The sequence below is a fragment of the Micromonospora sp. NPDC049049 genome (assembly GCF_040649115.1).
Classification (GTDB): domain Bacteria; phylum Actinomycetota; class Actinomycetes; order Mycobacteriales; family Micromonosporaceae; genus Micromonospora.
Genome location: NZ_JBEZEX010000035.1, coordinates 35,167 through 54,867 on the forward strand (window position 1 = coordinate 35,167; position 19,701 = coordinate 54,867).

The following is a 19,701-nucleotide window of genomic DNA, read 5'->3' on the forward strand; positions in this document are numbered from 1 at the left end:
CGCCTACCCGGCGCGCAACCGGGCGAAACGCGTTTGCCTCGTCGAGGCCGGGGCATCCAGCGCCGCATGTACACGGTTGCGCAGCTGGTGGGCGGGGTGTGGGGTGCGGGCGGCGACGGCGGCGAACTGGTGGTGCGTGATCCGGCGGACGACACGCCGGTGAGCACGGTGCCGGTGGCCACCGCCGACGAGGTGGGCAAGGCGACCCAGGCGGCCCGCAACGCGGCGGCCCAGTGGGCGGCGACCGCCCCGGCGGAACGGGCGGCGGCGCTGCACCGGGCCGCGGGCGCGGTGGAGGCGGTCATCGATGAGTTGGCGGCGGCGGTCACCGCGGAGATGGGCAAGCCGTTGGCGGACGCCCGCGGAGGCGTCGAGGCGGGGATCGGCACCCTGCGACAGTATGCGGAACTGGCGCCGCTGCGCGGCGGGCGCACGCTGAACGGCGAGACGGCCGCGCTGGACTTCCTGACCCCGCAGCCACGCGGGGTGGTCGCGGCGATCACCCCCTGGAACGACCCGGTGGCGGTCTCCTGTGGACTGCTCGGAGCGGCCCTGGTGACCGGGAACGTGGTGCTCTACAAGCCGAGCGAACGCACACCGGCGACGGGTTGGTTGCTGGCCCGAGCACTGGATGAGGCACTGCCGGCCGGCGTGTTGTCGCTGCTCACCGGCGGTCCGGAGGTGGGTGCGGCGCTGGCGGCGCAGGACGTCGACGTGGTCGCCCACGTGGGTTCCACAGCGACCGGGCGGGCGATCGCCGCCGCGGCGGCCCGTACCGGGGCGAAGGTGCTCCTGGAGAACGGCGGCAGCGACCCGCTGATCGTGGACGCGGGCGTCGACCCGGAGTGGGCGGCGGAGCAGGCCGCGCTCGGCGCGTTCGCCAACGCCGGGCAGATCTGCGTGGCGGTGGAGCGCCTCTACGTGCACCGGGAGGTGGCCGACGACTTCGTGGCCGCGCTGGTACGACGCGCCGCAGCGCTGCGGGTCGGGCCGGGCCGGGACCCGGGCACCGAGCTGGGGCCGCTGGTCGACCGGCGGCACCGGGACCACGTGCACGGTCAGGTGGCTGCCGCGCTGGCGGACGGCGCACGGGTGCGGGTGGGCGGTGAGGTGCCGGACGGACCGGGGGCGTTCTACCCGGCCACCGTCGTCACCGACTGTCGCCATGACATGCTGCTGGTCCGGGAGGAGACCTTCGGGCCGGTCGCACCGGTGGTGGTGGTCGACTCGTTCGACGAGGCGCTGCGCTGCGCCGCGGACTCCCCGTACGGGCTGGCCGCCACGGTGTTGACCCCGTCGATGAGTCACGCGCAGCGGGCGTGGCGGGAGCTGCCGGTGGGCACGGTCAAGGTCAACGCGGTGTTCGGGGGTGCGCCGGGAGGTGCCGCGCATCCGCGCCGCGCCAGCGGGCAGGGCTTCGGGTACGGCCCGGAGCTGCTGGACGAGTTCACCGCGACGAAGGCGGTGCACATCGAGGCGCCGGGGGGCGGGCACTGGTGAGAACAGCACGGGCGGACGCAGGGGTGGAGCGTCCGCCCGTACCGCGTCGGTTGTGCTCGGGTGCGGCGGCGATCAGTCGCCGCGGGCCTTGCGGGTGGCGCGGTCGTTGGCCTTCTCGATGGCCGTGACCAGCTCCGGTTTGGTCATGCTGGACCGCCCGGGCACGTCGAGTTTGCGGGCCACCGACATCAGGTGGTCCTTGGTGGCGTTGGCATCGACGCCACCGGCGGTGGGTGCCCGTCGTTCCGGCCCGCCACCGGCGGCCTGCTGGTCGCTGGGGCCCTTGCGGCCCTTCGGCTCCCAGTGGTCGCCCACCTTCTCGAACTGATGCTTCACCGCGGCGAAGGCGGTGCGGTGCGACCGCTCCCCCTCGCCGTAGGTCTCCACCGCCGAGTCGTGCGTCTTCTCCCAGGTGCGCTGCGCCTTCTCCGGGGAGCGTCGCAGCGTGCTGGGCAGGTCTTCGCGCCCGGGCATCTCGTCCTCCTCCGTGTCGACAGGGTCACTGTGACCGTTCCCCGGTGACCGGGCGGCAAACCATAGCGGCGGCGGTCGGACACCGGTCGGGTTTGTCGATTTCACCAACCGGGTACCGGCGGGCCAGGCCAGACCGGACGACCGGTCATCCGGCGGCCGGGGCGCAGGGAGCGGGCATGACGACCACGGAGCCGGGTACGACGCTCGACGGCACACCGCACTCCCGGGTGCCCCGACGGATGCGGCAGCTGAGCTGGCGGACCTGGCGGGGAGTGCTGGTCCGCAGCGTGCAGAACTTCGTCAACGACAACTGCTCCGACTGGGCCGCCGCGCTGACCTACTACGGGGTCCTGGCGCTCTTCCCGTCCGCCATCGTGGTGGTGGCGCTGGTCGGCCTGGTCTCCGACGGCGAGCGGACCCTGGACACCGTGGTCGACCTGGCCAACCAGGTCGGTGCCGGGGCGGTGCTCAGCGACGATGAGGGCGGCGTGCTGAAGGTGATCCGTTCCGTGGTGCTGGAGCAGAGCAACCCGAAGCTTCTGCTCAGCTTCGGTCTGCTCGGCGCGCTCTGGTCCGCGTCCGGCTTCATCGGCGCGTTCACCCGCGCCTCCAACGCCGTCTACGGGGTGACCGAGGGCCGCCCGGTCTGGAAGCTCCGGCCGCTGCAGATCGGCCTGGCGGCGATCACGTTGGTGCTGCTCGCGGTGGTCGCCCTCGCCCTGATCGTCAGTGGGCCGGTCACCGATGCGGTCGGCGACCTGGTCAACGCCGGCGGCCTGGCTCGCACGACGTGGAGCGTGGCGAAGTGGCCGGTCCTCGCCATGATCATGATGGCGCTGCTGTCCCTGCTGTTCTGGATCGCGCCGAACGTGCGCCAGCCCCGGTTCCGCTGGCTCACCCCGGGCGGCGCGGTGGCCCTGATCTCCTGGGCGGTGGCCTCCTTCGGCTTCGGCCTCTACGTGGCCAACTTCGGCTCGTACAACACCACCTACGGCAGCCTCGGGGCGGCCATCGCGTTCCTGGTCTGGCTCTACCTGTCCAACTCGGCACTGATGCTGGGCGTGCAGATCAACTCCGAGGTGCAGCGCGGGCGGCAGTTGCAGGCCGGCGACCCGAACCCGGACGAGCCGGTGCTGCCGCCCCGCAAACCCGCCGACGAGTGAGCCCCCGTCCGGCCCGGTGTCCGTTTCGCCGTCGGGCCGAGGGCCGGTTCGTGGCCCGGTGCCGGTTTATCGGGTGGGGTGCCGGGTAGCGCAGAAGGCATGGAGCGTGGCAACAGCAAGCACGGACCGAGGATCGACGAACAGATGAGTCAGGAGGTCAGCGGCCTCGTACAGGGTCCGGGGACCGGTGGCTCTCGAGTCGACGAGTCGCGGGTGCCGGAACCGGCTGGCGAGGACCAGCCGGAGACGACCACCGCCCCGGCTGGCGACCTGCGCACCGGCACCCCGCAGGGCATGAGCTCTACGGACGTCGAGCAGCGCAGCCGGCTCGGCCGGTTCATCTCGATGAGCGCGCTGCCGGGCGACCGTCTGGTGCTCATTGCCAGCGCCCGCGAGAACGAGGCGCCGGACGACATCGTGGCGGCGCTGGAACGGCTGCCCGAGGGCACCACCTACCAGACGGTCTCCGAGGTGTGGGCGGCGCTGGGCAACAAGAACGAGACAACTCGCTGGTGACCAGGATCGCCCCCGATCCGGCAATCCACCGGCGACTGAAGGAGGTTCCCCGATGAGTGGCGTTACCGAACATGTGGACGTGTCCGTACCCGTACGCACCGCGTACGACCAGTGGACGCAGTTCGAGGAGTTCCCCCAGTTCATGGAGGGTGTGCAGGAGGTCCGGCAGCTCTCCGACACGATGACCCACTGGACCGTGGACATCGCCGGGGTGAAGCGCGAGTTCGACGCGGAGATCACCGAACAGCTCCCCGACGAGCGGGTCGCCTGGCGCTCGACCGACGGCACGCAGCAGGCCGGCGTGGTGACCTTCCACCGACTGGACCAGGACAAGACCAGGGTCACCCTGCAGCTCGAGTTCGAGCCGCACGGCGTGGTCGAGCAGGCCGGCGACAAGCTCGGCATCGTCGACCGACGGGCCAAGGGCGACCTGGAGCGGTTCAAGACCTACATCGAGCGGCGTGGTCAGGAGACCGGCGCGTGGCGCGGGCAGGTGGACCGTCCGCAGCCGTGACCCCGGGCAGCAGTGACCTGAGGTGGCCGCCGGTATCCCGGCGGCCATCGCCGTGTCCGAGCCTGCTCGGCGGGCACCGTTTGCGATCATCGTGCCCGGGTACGGCTGAAGGCATGACCGACGACAACATCAGGGTGTGGCGGGACGAGGAGCGGCTTCCGTTGGAGGAGTTGGAGCGCGCGGTGTCGGGCTCCAGCCTCGACGGGCAGGCCGACGACGTGACGGGAAACGACGCCGGCGAGGAGGCCGCGTTCGGGCACGGGCCGGCCGCGACGGACCGCGACGGACAGGCCCAGGGCAACAGCCGCGAGGCCACCGATCCGCAGCGCGCCTACCGCCCGTCCACGACCGGCCGTACCGGGCCGGACGTCTGAGGATCGCTTCCGGGCTGGGCGGGCAACACCGGCACGGGACGTCCCGCAGCCGGTCGGCGCGCGCCCCACTCGTAGAGCGCGATCAGCGCCAACGCGAGCACCAGCAGGGCTGATCCCAGCACCTCCACCGAGGTTCTGCCGATCAGCACGCCCAGCCCGGCCGGGACGAGCGCCGCACCAATGCCAGCGGCGCCGATCTGGAGGCCGATGGCGCGGTCCGCGTGCGCCGCGCCGACCCGTTCGGCGGTGGTGAGGGTGAGCAGCGGAAACACCGGTGCGGCGGCGAAACCGACGACGACCAGGCCGAGCACCGCAAGGACCGCCGGCCCGGGAACGGCGATCAGCGCCGTGCCGACGGCCATCCCGGCCAGGCTGGCGCGCAACACCAACCCCGCCCCCAGGCGCTCGGCCACCAGTCCCTGCACGACCCGGCCCATGAAGAGACTGCCCCAGTACGCGGAGACGCATCCGCCGGCCACCGCCGCGCTGAGCCCACGCCCCTCGGTCAGCAGCAGGAACGCCCACAGCCCCGCGGACACCTCGATCGCCACGTACAGCACGAAGGCGAGCGTCCCCGACCAGACCGCCGGCAGCCTCAGCGTGTCCCTCACCGGGACCTGGACGGTGGACGCCGGCCCGGATTCCGCGGCGGCGGGCACGCTCTGGGCAGCCGTACCCGTCGGGGCACCCGCCTCGGTGCCGGCCGGCGCGTCACGCCGCCAGGCCCGCACGGTGAGCGCGAAGGCGGCGGCGAGGACGAGCTGGGCGGCGGCCACGATGCCGTACCCCCAGCGCCAGGCGAGCCCGGCGCTCAGCACCGCGGTCATGATCAGTGGACCGATGGCCACGCCGAGACCGAAGAAGGCGTGTAACCAGTTCATGTGGCGGGGCCCGAAGGCCCCGGCGGCGTACGCGTTGAGCCCGGAGTCGACAGCGCCGGAGCCGAGCCCCAGCAGCAGCGCACAGCCCACCAGCGCCGCCAGCACGGGGCTCACCGAGTAGCCGGTCAACGCCAGGCTGGCCAGCAGGGTGCTACCGGCGAGCAGGGCGCCCACGCCGACCCGGGCCAGCGTGAAGCCGGCCAGCACGCTGGAGGTGAGATAGCCGACGGTACCGGCGGTGAGCACCCACCCGACGGCCTCGGTCGGCACGTCGAAGTCGCCTCGGATCGAGGGCCAGGCGACGCCGAGCAGGCCGTCGGGCAGGCCGAGACTGACGAACGCGAGGTAGGACAGCAGGAGCAGTGCGGCGCGGGGACGCGCGGGCGTGGTGGACACGAGAAACCATCCTGCCGCAGGGCACCTTAGCGCCGCCGGCACCCGATCGCTCGCGCCGCAAAGAAGTCGTGTCCGTACGGTCGAGAAAACGGACAGCTCATCCAGAATCGGCCGATCGGAGGACGGCAAGCCGGCCGGTTCGCGTAAGAATTTCGGGATGCATCAAGGCTCCGGAATCCTCTCCACGCGTCAGCGCAAACTCGCCTGGCTCGGCTTCCTGCTTGCCGCGCTTCAGGCACCCGTTTCCGCCTGGCTCGTCGCCGACGAGTCGTGGCTGTTCAGCCTGTGCGTCGCGCTGATGGTGGCCACCGTGATCATCGCCGACGACGCGGCGCGGCGTCGCCCGGCCAACGCGACAAGCGACTAGCCTCCGCCGTCCGGCCGGGCCTCGTGGCCCGGCCGGCCCCGGCTACGGCGGTGTTCCTTCATCTCCGCCTCGTAGAGGTGGCGCCGCCCACCCACCAACTCGTCGCGGGCCTGCTTGTCCAACTCCCGGAACAGCGCGTGGTAGCCGTCGTCGAAGTCCTCGACGATCTGAAACGTCCACCGTCCGGCGATGACGTTGCGGCCGCGCAGCTCGGTGGCGATCCGGTCGGCGAGGCGCGGATGCCCGGCGGCCTGGAACTGTTCCACCGCCTCGTCGAGCATCAGGTCGGCATGACCGATCAACTGGTGCATCGAGTAGAGATGCCCCCGGGCCCGCTCCACACACTCCAGCGCCTCGCTGAGCTTCCCGAGCGCGGCGATCGTCGCGTCGCTGACACCGTCCGGCCGCCGGTGCCGCTCGTCGGGTCCGTCCGCCTGCTGTCCCATCCGTGCCTCCGTGCCGCGTGCGGTCGTTGCTGGGTGTTCTCCTGCTGCCCCGTCTGTGCCGGATCAATCCCCCAGGTCAGCGGCGAGCGCCCCAGTGGTGCAGCCGACATCCGCCGAGCGGACGAGGTCGACGCGAACACTGGTCGGTTAGCCTCGGTCACCATGCGTGTGCCGTTCAACCGGGTCGCCTCCCGTACCGCCGTCGACTCGGCGCGGTCCACCCTGGCCGCCCTCATCGTCTCCGTGGGCACTGTCGGGCTCGCCGCCGCCGCCGCGCGCCCGGGGCTGCTGGCCCTCGTCGACCAGCATGCGGCGGCCGTCCGGGACAGCCTCGACGGCGACCGCACGCCGCTGACCTCCGCGGCGCTCGCCGGCTACGCCGAGGGGGTGCGCGCCGCCGCGCTGGAGCACGGGTGGACGCCGCCGAGCGGGGCGGTGGACTGGAGCGAGCCGGAGTGGCTGCTCACCCGGCTGGTCGCGGTCTGCGCGCTGGCTCGCGCACTCGACCAGCACTGACACGCGAGGGGAGGGCACCCCGCGGCGTACGCGGAACACCCTCCCACCCGTCGTGCCGTTCCGCCCGCTACGAGCGGTACTGCTGGGCTTCGTCCACCCGAGGCATGGCCTGGGTGCGGTCACCCCCGCGGTCGGCCATCTGCCGCTCCACGTCGCTACGCCCGGCCGACGCGGCCTGACGTTGCTGCTGCACCGCCCGGGCCTCCTGGGCCGCCCGGTCCAGCCAGCCGTCCCAGCGCTTCTGCATCGGTTTCACCAGGCCGCCACCGACACCGACGATCAGGATGCCGGCCACCGTGGCGAGCACCGCGATCAGCACCGGAGTGGTCACCGTGGTGGCGATACCCACCTGGTTCAGGGCGGCGATCACGCCGAGCGCGATGATGAAGATCGCCGTCAGGTCGGCCAGCACCTTGCCGTACGAGAGCCCTCCCAACGCCCCGGTGACCAGATCCCGGACAGCGTTGGCGATCGCGGCCGCCACCACCACGATGACGATCGCGATGAACGCGCGCGGCAGCCAGGCCACCACGCCGCTGATCAGGTCACTGATCGCGTTGGGCCCCCAGACTCCGAAGGCGAACTGCAGCGTGAACAGCAGTACGGCGTAGTACGCCAGTCTGGCCAGGATGTCGCTGGCGTCGTACTTCGTTCTCTCCAGGGCCCGTTTGATGCCACCGCGTTCGACCGCCTGGTCGAAGCGCACCCGTTCCAGCACCGTATCCACGATCTTGAGGACGGCTCTGGCGATGAGCCAGCCGACCACGAGGATGACGATGAAGGCCACTGCCTTCGGGATGAAGAGCAGCACCGACCTCCAGGTGTCGGCGATGGCATCGCCGATGTCGGCCTGCCGGACCGCGAGGGTTTTCAGCATGATGTCCCTCCTGTCGCATGGACTGCGCCGGGCGCATACCCGGCAACCGGTCCGGCACTCCGCGCAGCGCGCGGCGTTTTTCCCGACAGACCTCCGGACAGGGGCCCTGAACTGCCCAAACGGCCAACGCGGCGGACTCGGCGACGGCCGGCCGCCGTGGTCGGATGCCTTTTCCGGTCGGCCGACTAGGCTGCGAACATGCCAGGAACGGTCGGGCGGGTCCCCACGCCAGCAACTCCGGGCCCGGGCGCACCCACCGGGTCCGGCCCGGCCGTCGGCGTGCTCGCCCACGACTGGGCCAACACCCCGCTCGGCCCGGCCGACAACTGGGACGTTGCCCTCCAGGCGGTGGTGGAGCTGGTCCTCGCTTCACCGATGCCGATGGCCCTGGCGTACGGCGACGACCTCGTCCTGCTCTACAACGCGGGCTACGCCGAACTGCTGGGCACCAAACACCCCAGCGCCCTCGGTCGTCCGGCCGCCGAGGTGTTCGCGGAGATCTGGGCGCTGCCCGGCGTCGGTGCGGTGATCGAGCGCTGCTACCGGCAGGGCGAACCCTTCCTGGAGAAGGAGTCCACCCTCCCGCTGGTCCGTGGGCACTCCGCCACGGTGGAGCAGGCGGTCTTCACCCGGGGCTACTCACCGGTGCGCGACAGCGCCGGGCAGATCGTCGGCGTGTTGACTGTCGCGGCCGAGACCACCCACGTCACCGAGCAGTTGCAGAGCCTCAGCGAGGTGGCCGCGGCGCTCGCCGGCACCCTCACCCTCGACGACGTGGCCCGGGTGGCGCTGCGGTACGCGATCACCACGTTCGACCCCGACCAGGCGTCGTTCGCCGTCGACGAGGGCGGCGGCGGCTGGCGCATGGTGCGTCGGGTCCGTGGTGAGTTGTTGGACGAGGCCGACGAGCGGCTCCCCCCGCTCTGGAGGCGCGCGCCGGCGGACTGGTCGGCCCCGGTGGTCCAGGCGGCCCGCTCCGGCGCCCCGTCGTTCACCCGCGACGGGCAGCCGCTGCGGGACACCGCCGTGGACCGCCACGACCAGAAGATCCGCGCGATGGCGGCCCTGCCGCTAGGCACCTCAGTGGTCCGCGGCGGGCTGGCGGTCGGGTACCAGGTTCCGCACACCTGGTCCCCCGCCGAACGGGCGCTGCTGGCCGCCTCCGCCGAGCTGATCGGCCAGGCCGCCGAGCGGGCCCGCCGTTTCGAGACCCAGCACGGCACTGCCCAACTGTTGCAGCGCAGCATGTTGCCGGAGCACCTTCCGGATCTTCCCCGGTTGCGGATCGCGGCCCGCTACGACCCGGGTGTGGACGGCAACGCGGCCGGCGGTGACTTCTACGACGCGTTCCTGCTGCCCAACGGCTCGCTCGGCGTGGTGCTGGGCGACGTCGCCGGGCACGACGTGCAGGCCGCCGCGCGGATGGGGCAGGTCCGGGCCGCGCTGCGCGCTCTGGCCCTGGCCGACCCGACGCCCGACGCGGTCCTGGCCGGCCTGGATCGGCTGGTGACCAGCCTCGGCGCGGAGGCCAGCACCCACGAGCTGTTCGTGACCGTGGCGTTCGGGGTGATCGACGCGGAGCGGCGGGAACTGACCCTGGCCAGCGCCGGTCACCCCGCGCCGTTGATCCGCCGCGGTGACGCGGATGGTCGGTTCCACGCCGAGTATGTCGACGTCCCGGCCGGGCCGCCGCTGGGGTTGGGCGGCCGGCCGGGCACCACGACCGTCCCGTTCCGCCCCGGTGACACCCTGCTGCTGTTCAGCGACGGGGTGGTGGAGCGTCGCCGGCAGAGCCTGAGCGCCGGGCTGGCCACCCTGAGCGACGCCATTGCCAAGGCCGGCAGCGGCGACCCCCGCGCGCTCTGCGCGGTGGCCACCGCGGCGGTCCCGGGCGGCACGGAGGACGACGTGGCCGTGCTGGCGGTCGAGCACGCGCTCAGACCGAGTCGTTCGGCGAGCATGGAGGTGCCCGCCGAGCCGACCGCGCCCAGCCGGGTCCGGCACTGGCTGACCGGCCAGCTCACCGAGTGGCAGGTGCCCGAGTCGGTGATCGGAGCGGCGGTGCTCTGCACCAGCGAGCTGACCACCAACGCGTTGCTGCACGCCGGCACTGCCGCCCGGGTGGAGATCGACCTCAGCGCCGAGCGGCTGCTCGTCTCGGTAGCCGATTCCGGCACTCGGGGGACCGTGACCCGGGCCCGTACCGACACGTTGAGCAGTCGCGGGCGCGGCCTCGGCCTGATCGAGGAGCTCAGCGACGCCTGGGGCACCGACCCGTCGGTCCGGGGCTCCACGGTCTGGTTCGAGATCCTCACGCCGCCGGCCGCGCAGCCCTGAGCCGCCCGATGGCAGGAGGACGCCTAATGGCCACCAACCGGCCCGCCGGGGTCCTCTTCGATGTCGACGGCACCCTGGTCGACACCACCTACCTGCACACGGTGAGCTGGTGGGAGGCGTTACGCCAGACCGATCAGCCGGTGCCGATGGCGGTGGTGCACCGTTCGATCGGGATGGGGTCGGACAAGCTCCTGGATCATCTCCTCGGCCCGGAGCGGGACCGCGACGCCGACTCCAAGCTGCGCGACGCGCACGACACCCTCTACGCCGAGTACTGGGAACGACTCACGCCGCTACCCCGGGCGGCCGACTTGTTGCGCGCCTGCGCCGAGCGGGGTTTGCGTGTCGTGCTGGCCACCTCCGCCTCGGAACCCGAGGTGGGCGCGCTTCGTCGGGCGCTGGGCGCCGAAGACGTGATCGACACGATCACCTCCTCCGCGGACGCCGAGCAGAGCAAGCCGGCACCGGACATCCTGGTCGCCGCGTTGGAGCAGTCCGGCTTGACCGCCGAGCGGGTGGTCTTCGTCGGCGACTCGGTGTGGGACGTCGTGGCGGCCGGCAAGTTGAACATCCCGTGTGTGGGCCTGACCTGCGGTGGCACCAGCCGCGGCGAGCTCGCCGGCGCGGGTGCCGTGGCGGTGTACGACGACCCGGCCGCGCTGTTGCACGAGTTGGCGGACTCGCCGCTCACCCGACCCCGGTGAGGATCACTCGGGTCCACCGGCACCGACGCGCATAGCCGGAGCCCTTGCGGGGCAAGGACTGTCACCACCTGCCCGCACCTCGCGGGTGCGGGCGGAAAGGTGGTGCCGGTGGAGCCGGTAGATGTGGCGTTCGCACTGGTGGGTCTGGGCGCGCTGCTCGCGGGCATCCTGCCGCGGGTGCTGGAGCGCCGCCCGCTGTCCATGCCGATCGCCTTCCTCGCCCTCGGCATGCTGGTGTTCCTGCTGCCGGTCGGGCTGCCGTCGCCGGACCCCCTGGCCCACCCGGAGCTGGCCACCCACCTCACCGAGATCGGGGTGATCGTTGCGCTGATGGGCGCGGGGCTGAAGATCGACCGGCCGTTGAGTTGGCGGCGGTGGTCGTCCACCTGGCGGCTCCTGGCGATCGCGATGCCCCTGTGCATCGCGGCGGTGGCAGTGCTCGGCTGGTGGTGGGCGGGGCTGGTGCCGGCCGCCGCGCTGCTGTTGGGTGCCGCGCTGGCGCCCACCGACCCGGTGCTCGCCGCCGACGTGCAGGTCGGCGAGCCGACCGACGTGGAGGATTCCGAGGACGAGGTCCGCTTCGCGTTGACCTCCGAAGCCGGCCTGAACGACGGGCTGGCGTTCCCGTTCGTCTACGCGGCCATCGCCATCGCCTCGACCAGCCTCGCCCCGAGCGACTGGTTGGCCGAGTGGTTCACAGTGGACGTGCTGTGGAAGATCAGCATCGGCGTCGGCGGTGGCCTGCTCATCGGCTGGTTGCTCGGCAAGCTGTTCTTCCGCGCACCCAGCGAGCTGCGGCTGGCCCGGCACGCCGAGGGCTTCCTGGCGCTGGCCGCCACGTTCCTGGCGTACGGGCTGGTGGAGGTGGTCGGCGGGTACGGCTTCCTGGCGGTGTTCGTGGCCGCCCGGGCCATTCGGGCCGCCGAACGGACCCACGAGTTCCACTCGGTGCTGCACGACTTCGCCGAGCAGGTCGAACGGCTGCTCACCCTGGTGCTGTTGCTGCTGCTCGGCGGCGCGATAGTGGGTGGTCTGCTGGGCCCGCTGACCTGGCCGGCAGCCGCCGTCGGGCTGGCGCTGGTGTTCCTGGTGCGGCCTCTGATCGCCTGGCTGTCGTTGCGCGGCGCTCCCGGACGCCCGGCCGAACACTGGGTCATCTCGTTGTTCGGCATCCGCGGCGTCGGCTCGTTCTACTACCTCGCGTACGCCACCACCAAGGCCGACTTCCCGCAGGCCGAACTGCTCTGGGCGACCGTCGGGCTGGTGGTGCTCGTCTCCGTCGTGGTGCACGGCATCACGGCGACCCCGGTCATGCAACTGCTGGACCGGGAGGGAGAGCGAACCTCCGACCCGGCCGAGCGGGACGCCGACCCTCGCCCCGTCGCGGCAGCCGGGCACGCCTGACGGGGTGACTCAGGCCAGGCGGGCGGCCAGCGCACGGCCCAGGTCCCGGCCGGAGCGCCAGGCGCTCTGCACCCGGGGCTTGCCGAACGCGTCGCCGGCCAGGCCGATCCCGTCGGCGTCGAGGTGGTAGGTGGCGCCGCCGGCGTCGCTGGTCGGCTTCGCGTACGTCCAACGGTGCACGTGCACGTCGACGGCCGGCTCGGGCAGCCCGAGCAGGTCCCGGACGGCCTGTTCGATCGCCGGGCCGGCCCCGGTGGGTTGAGCCAGGTGCCCGGCCGCGAACGCCGGCACGGTGTGCGCGACCAGCACCGGCGCGCCGTCACCGCGCCGGTCGCCGTCGTCGCAGACGAGGTTGAGCACCGGGTGCTCGTTGACGAACGCGCCCCGGAAGTCCGGCCAGCGCCGCGTGGGGAAGCGCAGCACCGCGGCCAGCGACGGCGACCAGCGTTGCTCCTGTACGACCCGGGTGGCCTCGGTCAGGGCCGGGTCGAGCAGCAGGGCGGCCTGCGGACCCGGCATGGCCAGGGCGACCGCCGCACACGGCTGCCCGTCGACGACCGGGCCGGGTTCCACTGTGAGCACCAGCCGGTCGACGGTCACCGGTACCGCGCCGGCCAGGTGCTCGACCAACGAGCGAAGCCCACGGGGAGCGGCGTAACGCATCGGCCCGGCCACCTCGTGGTTTCCACTCCGGTCGTACGCCAGGAAGGTGTCGGTCCATTCGTGGACGAGCCCGGCGGCGCGCCACTGCTCGACCAGTGCGGCGAAGTCCGGGTCGGTGGCGGTGAAGTAGGCGGCGCCGATGTCCGCGGGCCGGCCCTGGAAGCGTTTGCTGGCCATCCGGCCACCGCAGACGTGCCCCCGCTCCCGGACCTGCACCGGCACCCCGGCCCGGGTCAACTCGACCGCACAGGCCACCCCGGCTATGCCCGCCCCGACCACCACCACGCTCGACCGGTCCTTCGTCATCCGATGATCGTAGGTGGCGGGGTTCGGGCATGAACCACCAATGATCGGGGTACTGGCACACCTGTTCGAAAGAAAGGGTGATGATGATGACGGACCGCCGCACCGAGCAGGTCGACCAGAACGCCGACCAGAACGCCGCGATCAAGGACCCGGACGAGTGGGTCACCGGGGACGAGCCGCCGACCGCCGCTCAGGAGTCCTACCTGAGCACGCTGGCCCGGGAGGCCCACGCCGATCTCCCGGACGACCTGACCAAGGCCGAGGCGTCCAAGCGCATCGACGAACTCCAAGCCAAAACCGGCCGAGGCCAGTAACCCCACAACTCCATGATCGGCGAGGCGCCGCTCGCACCCTCTCCACGCGATCTTGCACTTGCTGTCGCGACAAAAGGCACGCAAGGCGCAGAACAACGACAGCAAGTGCAAGATCGCGGGAGTAGGAAGCAGGGAGCAGGGGCGAGGAGGGGCCCCGCCTCGCCCCTGCCACCCCGCCCGCGGACTGCCCTGCCGCCGTTGGCCGTCAGGCCCAACGGCTGGCCAGGGATGAGCGCTGGAGCCACATCCGCTGATGAGCCTGATGTCTCCGGGTCATCGTGATGACTCACAGACATCACGCTCATCAGAGTGAGGCCCTCCAGGTCATGCGCAGGGAGCAGGGGCGAGAGGGCAGGGGCGAGGGGCGAGAGGGCGAGAGGGAGGACGACGGGGCGCAGGGCCTGGGGAGGGCAATCAGGGGCGGGGCAGGGGGTGCAGCTTCACCTCGGTCAGGCTGCCCTCGTGCACCTCGGCGGTGAGGTAGGTGGCGTGGGGTTGGGAGCGGCGGTCGGTGGGTGACCCGGGGTTGATCAGGCGTAGCCCACCGGGCGCCTCGGTGTCCCAGGGAATGTGCGAATGCCCGAACACCAGCAGGTCGACGTCGGGAAAGCGAGCCGCGCACCGCTTCTCCCGGCCGGTCCGGGGGCCCGTCTCGTGCACCACAGCGATCCGCAGGCCGTCGAGTTCGACCCGGGCCACCTCCGGCAGCCGGGCGCGCAGCGCCGGCCCGTCGTTGTTGCCGTACACCCCGATCAGTCGGCGCGATCGCACCGTCATGGCGTCGAGCAGGGCCTCGTCCACCCAGTCGCCGGCGTGCACCACCACGTCGGCCGCGTCGATGGCCGCCCAGAGGGGCCCGGGTAGGTCCCGGGCCCGCTTGGGTAGGTGGGTGTCCGCCGTGAGCACCAGCCGCATACCCGGCATTCTCCCCCGAGTCCTGGCCGCCCACCCGGGGGACGTGGGTGGACGGCCGGGCTCCGCCTCCGCCGCCCGGCCCCGTGCGTCATCGACGCTCGGGTACGGGTACCGAGCCGTTCAGGGGGCGGTCAGGGCAGGGTCCAGCGTTGCGCCCCGGTGCCGTTGCAGGTCCAGATCCGCAGTTGCCGTCCGTCGGTGAGATCCGAGTTGGGGATGTCCAGGCAACGCCCGGACTGGGGGTTGCGCAGACTGCCGTCCGACTGGGCGGCCCACTGCTGGGCCCCGGTGCCGTTGCAGTCGTAGAGCTGCACGAGGGTGCCGTCGGTGGTGCCGCTTGCCTTCACGTCCAGGCACTTGGCGAGCCCTCGCACCGTGCCGTCGCCGGGCAGGGTCCAGCGCTGGGCGGCGGTGCCGTTGCAGGTCCAGGTCTGCACTTTGGTGCCGTTCGCGGTCTGGCTGGAGGCGATGTCCGCGCACTTGCCGAGGGCCTTGACCTCACCGGTGCGCGCGCCGCCGGTGCCGACGCCCGGGCCGGTGAAGGTGTAGCTGTCCACGTCCAGCAACGCCCCGCTCCCGCCGGTGACGACCAGGTACAGGTCGTGGGTGCCGTCGTCCGGCTTGGTCACCGTGGCGCTCAGCTCTGTGTAGTTGTCCCAGCCGCCGGTGTTCGGCACCGCGATCCGGGCGACCTCGGTGCCGGTCGGTGAGTCGTACCGGAAGGAGAGGGTGCCGCCGGGGCCGCCGGAGGAGACCCGGGCCCGGACGCCGGTGATCCCCTTGAGGCTCACCGCGTGGTGTCGGACGCTCTCGCCGCTCTGGACGTCACCCAGCCGCTTGCCACCCTCGGCCGCCGCCTGGTCGATCACCTTGGGGCCGTTGAGCTGGACGAAGTGCTCGGCCTGCCACTGTTTCGGGTAGAGGCTGATCTCCTGCTCACCCGTGAGTGCGACCGAACCGGTCGCCCCACGATCGGTGTAGCTGCCCCGCAGGACGAAGAACAGCACCGAGTCGGGGCCGGCGTGCACCGGTCCGGTGTTGAAGGTCGCGCCGCATCCGGTCCCCTCCCCCTCCTCGTGGGCGTGCTCCTGGTGGCCCAGCGCCGCCCGGACGACCACCGCCGAGCAGGCCGGCGTGCCGTCCTGCGGGTCACTGGCCGTGGCGCCCACCGTCAGGTCCTGCTCCCAGTCGAAGAGTCCGCCGGCGGGCAGTCCGGTCAACGTGACAGTAGGTCGGTTGTTGCCGACCACCACCGACACCACTGTGGTGGCGCTGCGGCCGGTGCCGTCGTTGACGGTGAGCCGGGCGCTGTAGCTGCCGTTCGCGGAGTACGTGAAGGACGGGTTCGCCGCTGTCGAGTCGGTGCTGCCGTTGTTCGTGAAGTCCCACGCGTACGTCAGCGGGTCGCCGTCCGGGTCCGAGCTGCCGGCGCTGGAGAAGGTCACCGCGAGGGGTGCCAGGCCGTTGTCCCGGTTGACGGTGGCCTTGGCCACCGGCGACCGGCCACCCTGGACGTAGTTGATTTTGTAGAGACCCGCGTCGACCGCGCCGGAGAAGTAGCCGCTGCCGTATTCCAGCAGGTAGAGCGAGCCGTCCGGGCCGAACTGCCAGTCGATGGGGTGGACGAGTTGCATGCCGGCGAGCACCGGCTCGATGACTGTCGGTGCCCCGGTGGACGGGTTGCCGTTGTCGAACTGGACCTCCTTGATCCAGTTGCGGCAGTACTCGGAGATCAGCCACTTGTTGTCGTAGTAGGCCGGCCACTTCACGTCCGAGACGAGGTTCGGGTCGTAGTGGTAGACCTCGACGTGGTTGGGCGATCCGCACCCACCCGGGTTGTCCAGCGCCGGCCAGTCCTCACTGCCGCCGTGCTGCTCCCAGACGAGTGCCGGTCTGGTCGGCGGTAGCTGCTGGACGCCCGTGTTGCGGGGTGAGTTGTTCACCGGTCCGGTCGAGCCGCCGCAGGGGAACCAACCACGCGGTGTGGCGGTGGCGAAGTCCCAGTCGTTGTAGGCGACGTTGGGGCCGCCACAGTACGGCCAGCCGTAGTTGCCGGGCCCGTTGGCCCGGTTGAACTCGTCGTAGGCCGCCGGGCCGCGGTTGGCGAGGTCGGTGCCGGCGTCGGGGCCGACCTCACCCCAGTAGAGGGTGTTGTTCGCCTTGCGGTCCACCCAGATCCGGTACGGGTTGCGCACACCCATCACGTAGATCTCCGGGCGCGTCAGGGCGGTGCCGGCGGCGAAGAGGTTGCCGGCGGGGACGGTGTAGCTGCCGTCGTTCTCCGGGTGGATCCGGTTGATCTTGCCGCGCAGGTCGTTCGTGTTGCCGGAGGTGCGCTGGGCGTCGTACTGGGCGTTGCGGTTCGTCCGCTCGTCGATCGGGGCCATCCCGGCGGAGTCGCCGCCGGAGTTGGTGTTGTCGCCGACGGCGAAGTACAGGTTGCCGACGGTGTCCCAGCTCATCGAGCCGGCCGAGTGGCAGCACAGATCGCGTTCGGTGGGCCACTCGATCAGCATGTCCTCGCTGCCCGGGTCGAGCAGCAGCGTGGACGGGTTGAAGGTGAACCGACTGATCCGGTTGACCAGTGGGGTGACCTTCGGCGAGTAGAAGAGGTAGACCCAGCGGTTGCTCGCGAAGCTCGGGTGCAGGGTGATGCCGATCAGGCCGTCCTCGAAGCGGGCGTCCAGCGCCAGGGTGAGGGCCACTGTGGTGGACCTGGTCGCCGGGTTGTAGAGGCGGACCTGACCACCGGCGCTGCTGGTGCCCCGGTTGATGTAGAAGACCTTGCCGTCGGGCGCCACGGCCAGTTCGATCGGTTCGCCCATGGACAGGCCGCCATCCAGTGCGACCTTCTCGAAACCGGCGGTGGCGGGCGGAGCGAGGGCGGCGGCCTGGGCCGGGGACGCGGCGGCCGGCAGAACGCTTGCCTGCGGGACGAGACAGAGGGTGACCAGGACGGTGAGCAGTGTGGTGGCGCTGACGAGACGTCGGCGCGGTGTGCGGGACACGAGACCTCCAGCTGTCCGGGGGATCTCGGTGCCGCTCCCGCCGACTGGAGGAGCACCGCAGGGTGTCCCGGACATTAACGTCTTTCACTGGAAAGCGATAGAACTTCGCGTTGCCAGATAGAAAGTTGTCACGATCTCCGCGAAAGTCCGGCTCAGCGGTCCACCGGAGAGAAGTACGCCGGGGGCATCCCGCACTGACGCAGCGTCGGGTCCCGCTCGACGTCGGTCAGCACACCGGCGGCGTTGATCAGGCCGATGTGGGAGAACGCCTGCGGGAAGTTGCCCAGCTGCTCCCCGGTCAGCGGGTCGATCTGCTCGGCGAACAGGCCGAGGTCGTTGACCCGCTCCGCCAACCCTCGGAACAACTCGTGCGCCCGGTCCCGCTCACCGGCCAACGCCAGGCAGCACACCAGCCAGAACGAGCAGATCACAAAACCCGCCGGGTCACCGTCCCAGCGCCGCAGCAGGCCGTCGTGGGAGAGCCGCTGCTCCACCGCGCGGATCGTCGAGCGCATTCGCGGGTCGTCGGCCCGCAGGAACCCGACCAGCGGCATCACCAGCACCGAGGCGTCCAGGCCGTCGGATTCGAAACTTCCGGTGTACGACTGGAGCCGCTCGTTCCAGCCCCGCTCGAACACCTCCGCGCGCACCGCGTCGCGGGCAGACGCCCAGCGGGCCACGTCCTGCGGCTCTCCGAGCCTGTCACCAAAGCGGACCGCCCGATCCAGGGCGACCCAGCACTGCACCTTCGAGGACACGTGGTGGTGCTGGACGCCGCGCTCCTCCCACATGCCCGCGTCGGGCAACTCCCAGTCCCGCTCGGCCTGGTCGGCGAGCACGCGGAGCACGTGCTGCACCTCCGGGTCCAGCGGCTCCAGCTTGTCGCGCATCAACCAGGCGGCATCCATCGCCTCGCCGAAGATGTCGGTCTGCCGCTGCTGCCACGCGTCGTTGCCGATCACCACGGGTGGGCTGTCGCGGTAGCCGCCGAGCTGTTCCAGGCGGTGCTCGGTGAGGTCCCGCTCCCCCAGCACCCCGTACATGATGGGCACCGGCCTGTCGTCGATGCGGCCCATCGCCCGGCCCAACCAGGCGAACTGCCGCTGCACCTCGTCCAGGCACGCCGTCCGCCACAGCGCCCGCAGGGTCAGGCTGAAGTCGCGCACCCAGACGTAGCGGTAGTCGTAGTTGCGGTCCCCGCCGAGTTTCTCCGGTAGCGAGGTGGTCACCGAGGCCACCACCGCTCCGCTGGGCCGGTACGTCATGCCCTGCACCACCAGCCGGCTGCGTCGCACCTGCTCGGGGTAGAGCCCGTCGTAGGGGTGTTCGGTCGACCAGGAACGCCAACCCGCGACCGTGTCGGCGATGGTCTGGTCGGCGTCCGGCACCTCCGGCAGCGGGGCGTCGTAGGTCGGGGCGTACCCGAGGGTGAAGTTGTGTTTCGTGCCGGCGCGGACGGTGAACGTCCCGGTGGCCTCGCCGTCCAGGGCGGTCAACCGCTCGCTGCAGCGCAGGGTGAGTCGGGCGGCACCGGCGATCGCCTCCAGCATGTCCTTCCGCTCGATCAGGTACGCGATGGTGCGGCCGTACTCGAAACGCGGCCGGTAGTGCACCCGCATCTGCACCGAACCGGACAGGCCCTCCACCGAACGGACCAGCACCTGCGGCGAGTGCAGACCGACGTCGTGACCGCGTGAGCCGGGCTCGAAGGCGAGCGCGTCGGTCAGCGCGACCTCCCCGTGCGCGGTGTGGAAGACCGTCCGCAACACCAAGGTGTCCTCAAGGTAGGAGCGCTCGACCCGGTAGTCGCCCTCGGGCTGGATGGACCAGTGCCCGGCGTTGTCGTCGAGCAGCCGCCCGAACACCGACGGGGCGTCGAAGCGGCCCGGGCACCACCAGTTGACCGAGCCCGAGGCGTCCACCAGCGCCGCGCTGCGGCCATCGGCGAGGAAACCGTAGTCGCTGATCTGTCCGCTCTCCACCTGGCTGGCTACCCGGGCAGTCGCCGCCCATTCCCCTCCTGCCC

The 19,701-nt window shown here is 71.6% G+C and carries 19 protein-coding genes; 11 read left to right on the plus strand and 8 right to left on the minus strand.

Features of this window, described 5'->3' with window-relative positions:
- The first annotated feature begins 66 nt into the window (after window positions 1-66).
- Window positions 67-1,500, plus strand: coding sequence for an aldehyde dehydrogenase family protein (locus AB0B68_RS27435; RefSeq protein WP_357263693.1), 1,434 nt, complete (start codon window positions 67-69; stop codon window positions 1,498-1,500).
- Window positions 1,501-1,572: 72 nt separating this feature from the next.
- Here AB0B68_RS27435 and AB0B68_RS27440 read toward each other — a convergent pair whose 3' ends face one another.
- On the minus strand, window positions 1,573-1,974 hold the full coding sequence (locus AB0B68_RS27440) for a ChaB family protein (RefSeq protein WP_210785235.1): 402 nt from the start codon (window positions 1,972-1,974) through the stop codon (window positions 1,573-1,575).
- Between the two features lie 176 nt (window positions 1,975-2,150).
- On the opposite strand from AB0B68_RS27440, the gene AB0B68_RS27445 reads away from it, so the two are divergent.
- From AB0B68_RS27445 to AB0B68_RS27460, 4 genes are all read left to right on the plus strand, one after another.
- Window positions 2,151-3,137, plus strand: a complete 987-nt coding sequence (locus tag AB0B68_RS27445) for a YihY/virulence factor BrkB family protein (RefSeq protein ID WP_357263696.1) — start codon at window positions 2,151-2,153, stop codon at window positions 3,135-3,137.
- A gap of 99 nt (window positions 3,138-3,236) precedes the next feature.
- The gene (locus AB0B68_RS27450; protein ID WP_357204393.1) at window positions 3,237-3,653 is read left to right on the plus strand and encodes a DUF2795 domain-containing protein; all 417 of its coding nucleotides are present in this window, start codon (window positions 3,237-3,239) and stop codon (window positions 3,651-3,653) included.
- Window positions 3,654-3,705: 52 nt separating this feature from the next.
- The gene (locus AB0B68_RS27455; RefSeq protein WP_091401658.1) at window positions 3,706-4,167 is read left to right on the plus strand and encodes an SRPBCC family protein; all 462 of its coding nucleotides are present in this window, start codon (window positions 3,706-3,708) and stop codon (window positions 4,165-4,167) included.
- Window positions 4,168-4,280: 113 nt separating this feature from the next.
- A complete protein-coding gene (locus AB0B68_RS27460; protein ID WP_357263699.1) occupies window positions 4,281-4,541 on the plus strand; it encodes a hypothetical protein in 261 nt (86 codons plus the stop codon).
- Here AB0B68_RS27460 and AB0B68_RS27465 read toward each other — a convergent pair.
- Window positions 4,499-5,818 carry an MFS transporter gene (locus AB0B68_RS27465; RefSeq protein ID WP_357263703.1) on the minus strand — a complete coding sequence of 440 codons (1,320 nt, stop codon included), beginning with the start codon at window positions 5,816-5,818 and terminating at the stop codon, window positions 4,499-4,501. The two genes, AB0B68_RS27460 and AB0B68_RS27465, sit on opposite strands and share 43 nt — an antisense overlap.
- A 157-nt stretch (window positions 5,819-5,975) precedes the next feature.
- Between AB0B68_RS27465 and AB0B68_RS27470 the strand changes: the two genes are divergently transcribed.
- Complete coding sequence (locus AB0B68_RS27470) at window positions 5,976-6,185, plus strand: hypothetical protein (protein WP_357204398.1); 210 nt, start codon at window positions 5,976-5,978, stop codon at window positions 6,183-6,185.
- On the opposite strand, the gene AB0B68_RS27475 is transcribed toward AB0B68_RS27470, so the two are convergent.
- On the minus strand, window positions 6,182-6,631 hold the full coding sequence (locus tag AB0B68_RS27475) for a hypothetical protein (RefSeq protein WP_357263706.1): 450 nt from the start codon (window positions 6,629-6,631) through the stop codon (window positions 6,182-6,184). The genes AB0B68_RS27470 and AB0B68_RS27475 overlap by 4 nt on opposite strands.
- A 162-nt stretch (window positions 6,632-6,793) precedes the next feature.
- Between AB0B68_RS27475 and AB0B68_RS27480 the strand changes: the two genes are divergently transcribed.
- Window positions 6,794-7,147, plus strand: coding sequence for a DUF6401 family natural product biosynthesis protein (locus AB0B68_RS27480; RefSeq protein ID WP_357204739.1), 354 nt, complete (start codon window positions 6,794-6,796; stop codon window positions 7,145-7,147).
- Window positions 7,148-7,214: 67 nt separating this feature from the next.
- On the opposite strand, the gene AB0B68_RS27485 is transcribed toward AB0B68_RS27480, so the two are convergent.
- Window positions 7,215-8,024, minus strand: coding sequence for a hypothetical protein (locus AB0B68_RS27485; protein WP_357204737.1), 810 nt, complete (start codon window positions 8,022-8,024; stop codon window positions 7,215-7,217).
- 198 nt (window positions 8,025-8,222) lie between these two features.
- Between AB0B68_RS27485 and AB0B68_RS27490 the strand changes: the two genes are divergently transcribed.
- The 3 genes from AB0B68_RS27490 (at window position 8,223) to AB0B68_RS27500 (ending at window position 12,469) form a co-directional block, all read left to right on the plus strand.
- Window positions 8,223-10,361 (plus strand): SpoIIE family protein phosphatase, encoded by a 2,139-nt coding sequence (locus AB0B68_RS27490; protein WP_357204735.1) that lies wholly within the window; start codon window positions 8,223-8,225, stop codon window positions 10,359-10,361.
- A gap of 26 nt (window positions 10,362-10,387) precedes the next feature.
- Window positions 10,388-11,065, plus strand: coding sequence for an HAD family hydrolase (locus AB0B68_RS27495; protein WP_357204733.1), 678 nt, complete (start codon window positions 10,388-10,390; stop codon window positions 11,063-11,065).
- Between the two features lie 108 nt (window positions 11,066-11,173).
- A complete protein-coding gene (locus AB0B68_RS27500) occupies window positions 11,174-12,469 on the plus strand; it encodes a cation:proton antiporter (protein ID WP_357204731.1) in 1,296 nt (431 codons plus the stop codon).
- Between the two features lie 9 nt (window positions 12,470-12,478).
- Here AB0B68_RS27500 and AB0B68_RS27505 read toward each other — a convergent pair whose 3' ends face one another.
- The gene (locus tag AB0B68_RS27505; RefSeq protein WP_357204745.1) at window positions 12,479-13,417 is read right to left on the minus strand and encodes an FAD-dependent oxidoreductase; all 939 of its coding nucleotides are present in this window, start codon (window positions 13,415-13,417) and stop codon (window positions 12,479-12,481) included.
- 104 nt (window positions 13,418-13,521) lie between these two features.
- Here AB0B68_RS27505 and AB0B68_RS27510 point away from each other — a divergent pair, with 104 nt between their 5' ends.
- Window positions 13,522-13,752 (plus strand): DUF3072 domain-containing protein, encoded by a 231-nt coding sequence (locus tag AB0B68_RS27510; RefSeq protein ID WP_357204743.1) that lies wholly within the window; start codon window positions 13,522-13,524, stop codon window positions 13,750-13,752.
- A gap of 414 nt (window positions 13,753-14,166) precedes the next feature.
- Here AB0B68_RS27510 and AB0B68_RS27515 read toward each other — a convergent pair whose 3' ends face one another.
- The 3 genes from AB0B68_RS27515 to AB0B68_RS27525 form a co-directional block, all read right to left on the minus strand.
- The gene (locus AB0B68_RS27515) at window positions 14,167-14,667 is read right to left on the minus strand and encodes a metallophosphoesterase (protein ID WP_357263709.1); all 501 of its coding nucleotides are present in this window, start codon (window positions 14,665-14,667) and stop codon (window positions 14,167-14,169) included.
- 131 nt (window positions 14,668-14,798) lie between these two features.
- On the minus strand, window positions 14,799-17,675 hold the full coding sequence (locus AB0B68_RS27520; RefSeq protein ID WP_357263712.1) for a ricin-type beta-trefoil lectin domain protein: 2,877 nt from the start codon (window positions 17,673-17,675) through the stop codon (window positions 14,799-14,801).
- Between the two features lie 152 nt (window positions 17,676-17,827).
- Window positions 17,828-19,657, minus strand: a complete 1,830-nt coding sequence (locus AB0B68_RS27525) for a glycoside hydrolase family 15 protein (RefSeq protein WP_357263715.1) — start codon at window positions 19,655-19,657, stop codon at window positions 17,828-17,830.
- Window positions 19,658-19,701: the final 44 nt, after the last annotated feature.

Coding starts and splice junctions, on each gene's coding strand:
- AB0B68_RS27435 (WP_357263693.1), top strand. CDS start 67: ATGTACACGGTTGCGCAGCTGGTGGGCGGGGTGTGGGGTGCGGGCGGC.
- AB0B68_RS27440 (WP_210785235.1), bottom strand. CDS start 1,974: ATGCCCGGGCGCGAAGACCTGCCCAGCACGCTGCGACGCTCCCCGGAG.
- AB0B68_RS27445 (WP_357263696.1), top strand. CDS start 2,151: ATGACGACCACGGAGCCGGGTACGACGCTCGACGGCACACCGCACTCC.
- AB0B68_RS27450 (WP_357204393.1), top strand. CDS start 3,237: ATGGAGCGTGGCAACAGCAAGCACGGACCGAGGATCGACGAACAGATG.
- AB0B68_RS27455 (WP_091401658.1), top strand. CDS start 3,706: ATGAGTGGCGTTACCGAACATGTGGACGTGTCCGTACCCGTACGCACC.
- AB0B68_RS27460 (WP_357263699.1), top strand. CDS start 4,281: ATGACCGACGACAACATCAGGGTGTGGCGGGACGAGGAGCGGCTTCCG.
- AB0B68_RS27470 (WP_357204398.1), top strand. CDS start 5,976: ATGCATCAAGGCTCCGGAATCCTCTCCACGCGTCAGCGCAAACTCGCC.
- AB0B68_RS27475 (WP_357263706.1), bottom strand. CDS start 6,631: ATGGGACAGCAGGCGGACGGACCCGACGAGCGGCACCGGCGGCCGGAC.
- AB0B68_RS27480 (WP_357204739.1), top strand. CDS start 6,794: ATGCGTGTGCCGTTCAACCGGGTCGCCTCCCGTACCGCCGTCGACTCG.
- AB0B68_RS27485 (WP_357204737.1), bottom strand. CDS start 8,024: ATGCTGAAAACCCTCGCGGTCCGGCAGGCCGACATCGGCGATGCCATC.
- AB0B68_RS27490 (WP_357204735.1), top strand. CDS start 8,223: ATGCCAGGAACGGTCGGGCGGGTCCCCACGCCAGCAACTCCGGGCCCG.
- AB0B68_RS27495 (WP_357204733.1), top strand. CDS start 10,388: ATGGCCACCAACCGGCCCGCCGGGGTCCTCTTCGATGTCGACGGCACC.
- AB0B68_RS27510 (WP_357204743.1), top strand. CDS start 13,522: ATGATGACGGACCGCCGCACCGAGCAGGTCGACCAGAACGCCGACCAG.
- AB0B68_RS27515 (WP_357263709.1), bottom strand. CDS start 14,667: ATGCGGCTGGTGCTCACGGCGGACACCCACCTACCCAAGCGGGCCCGG.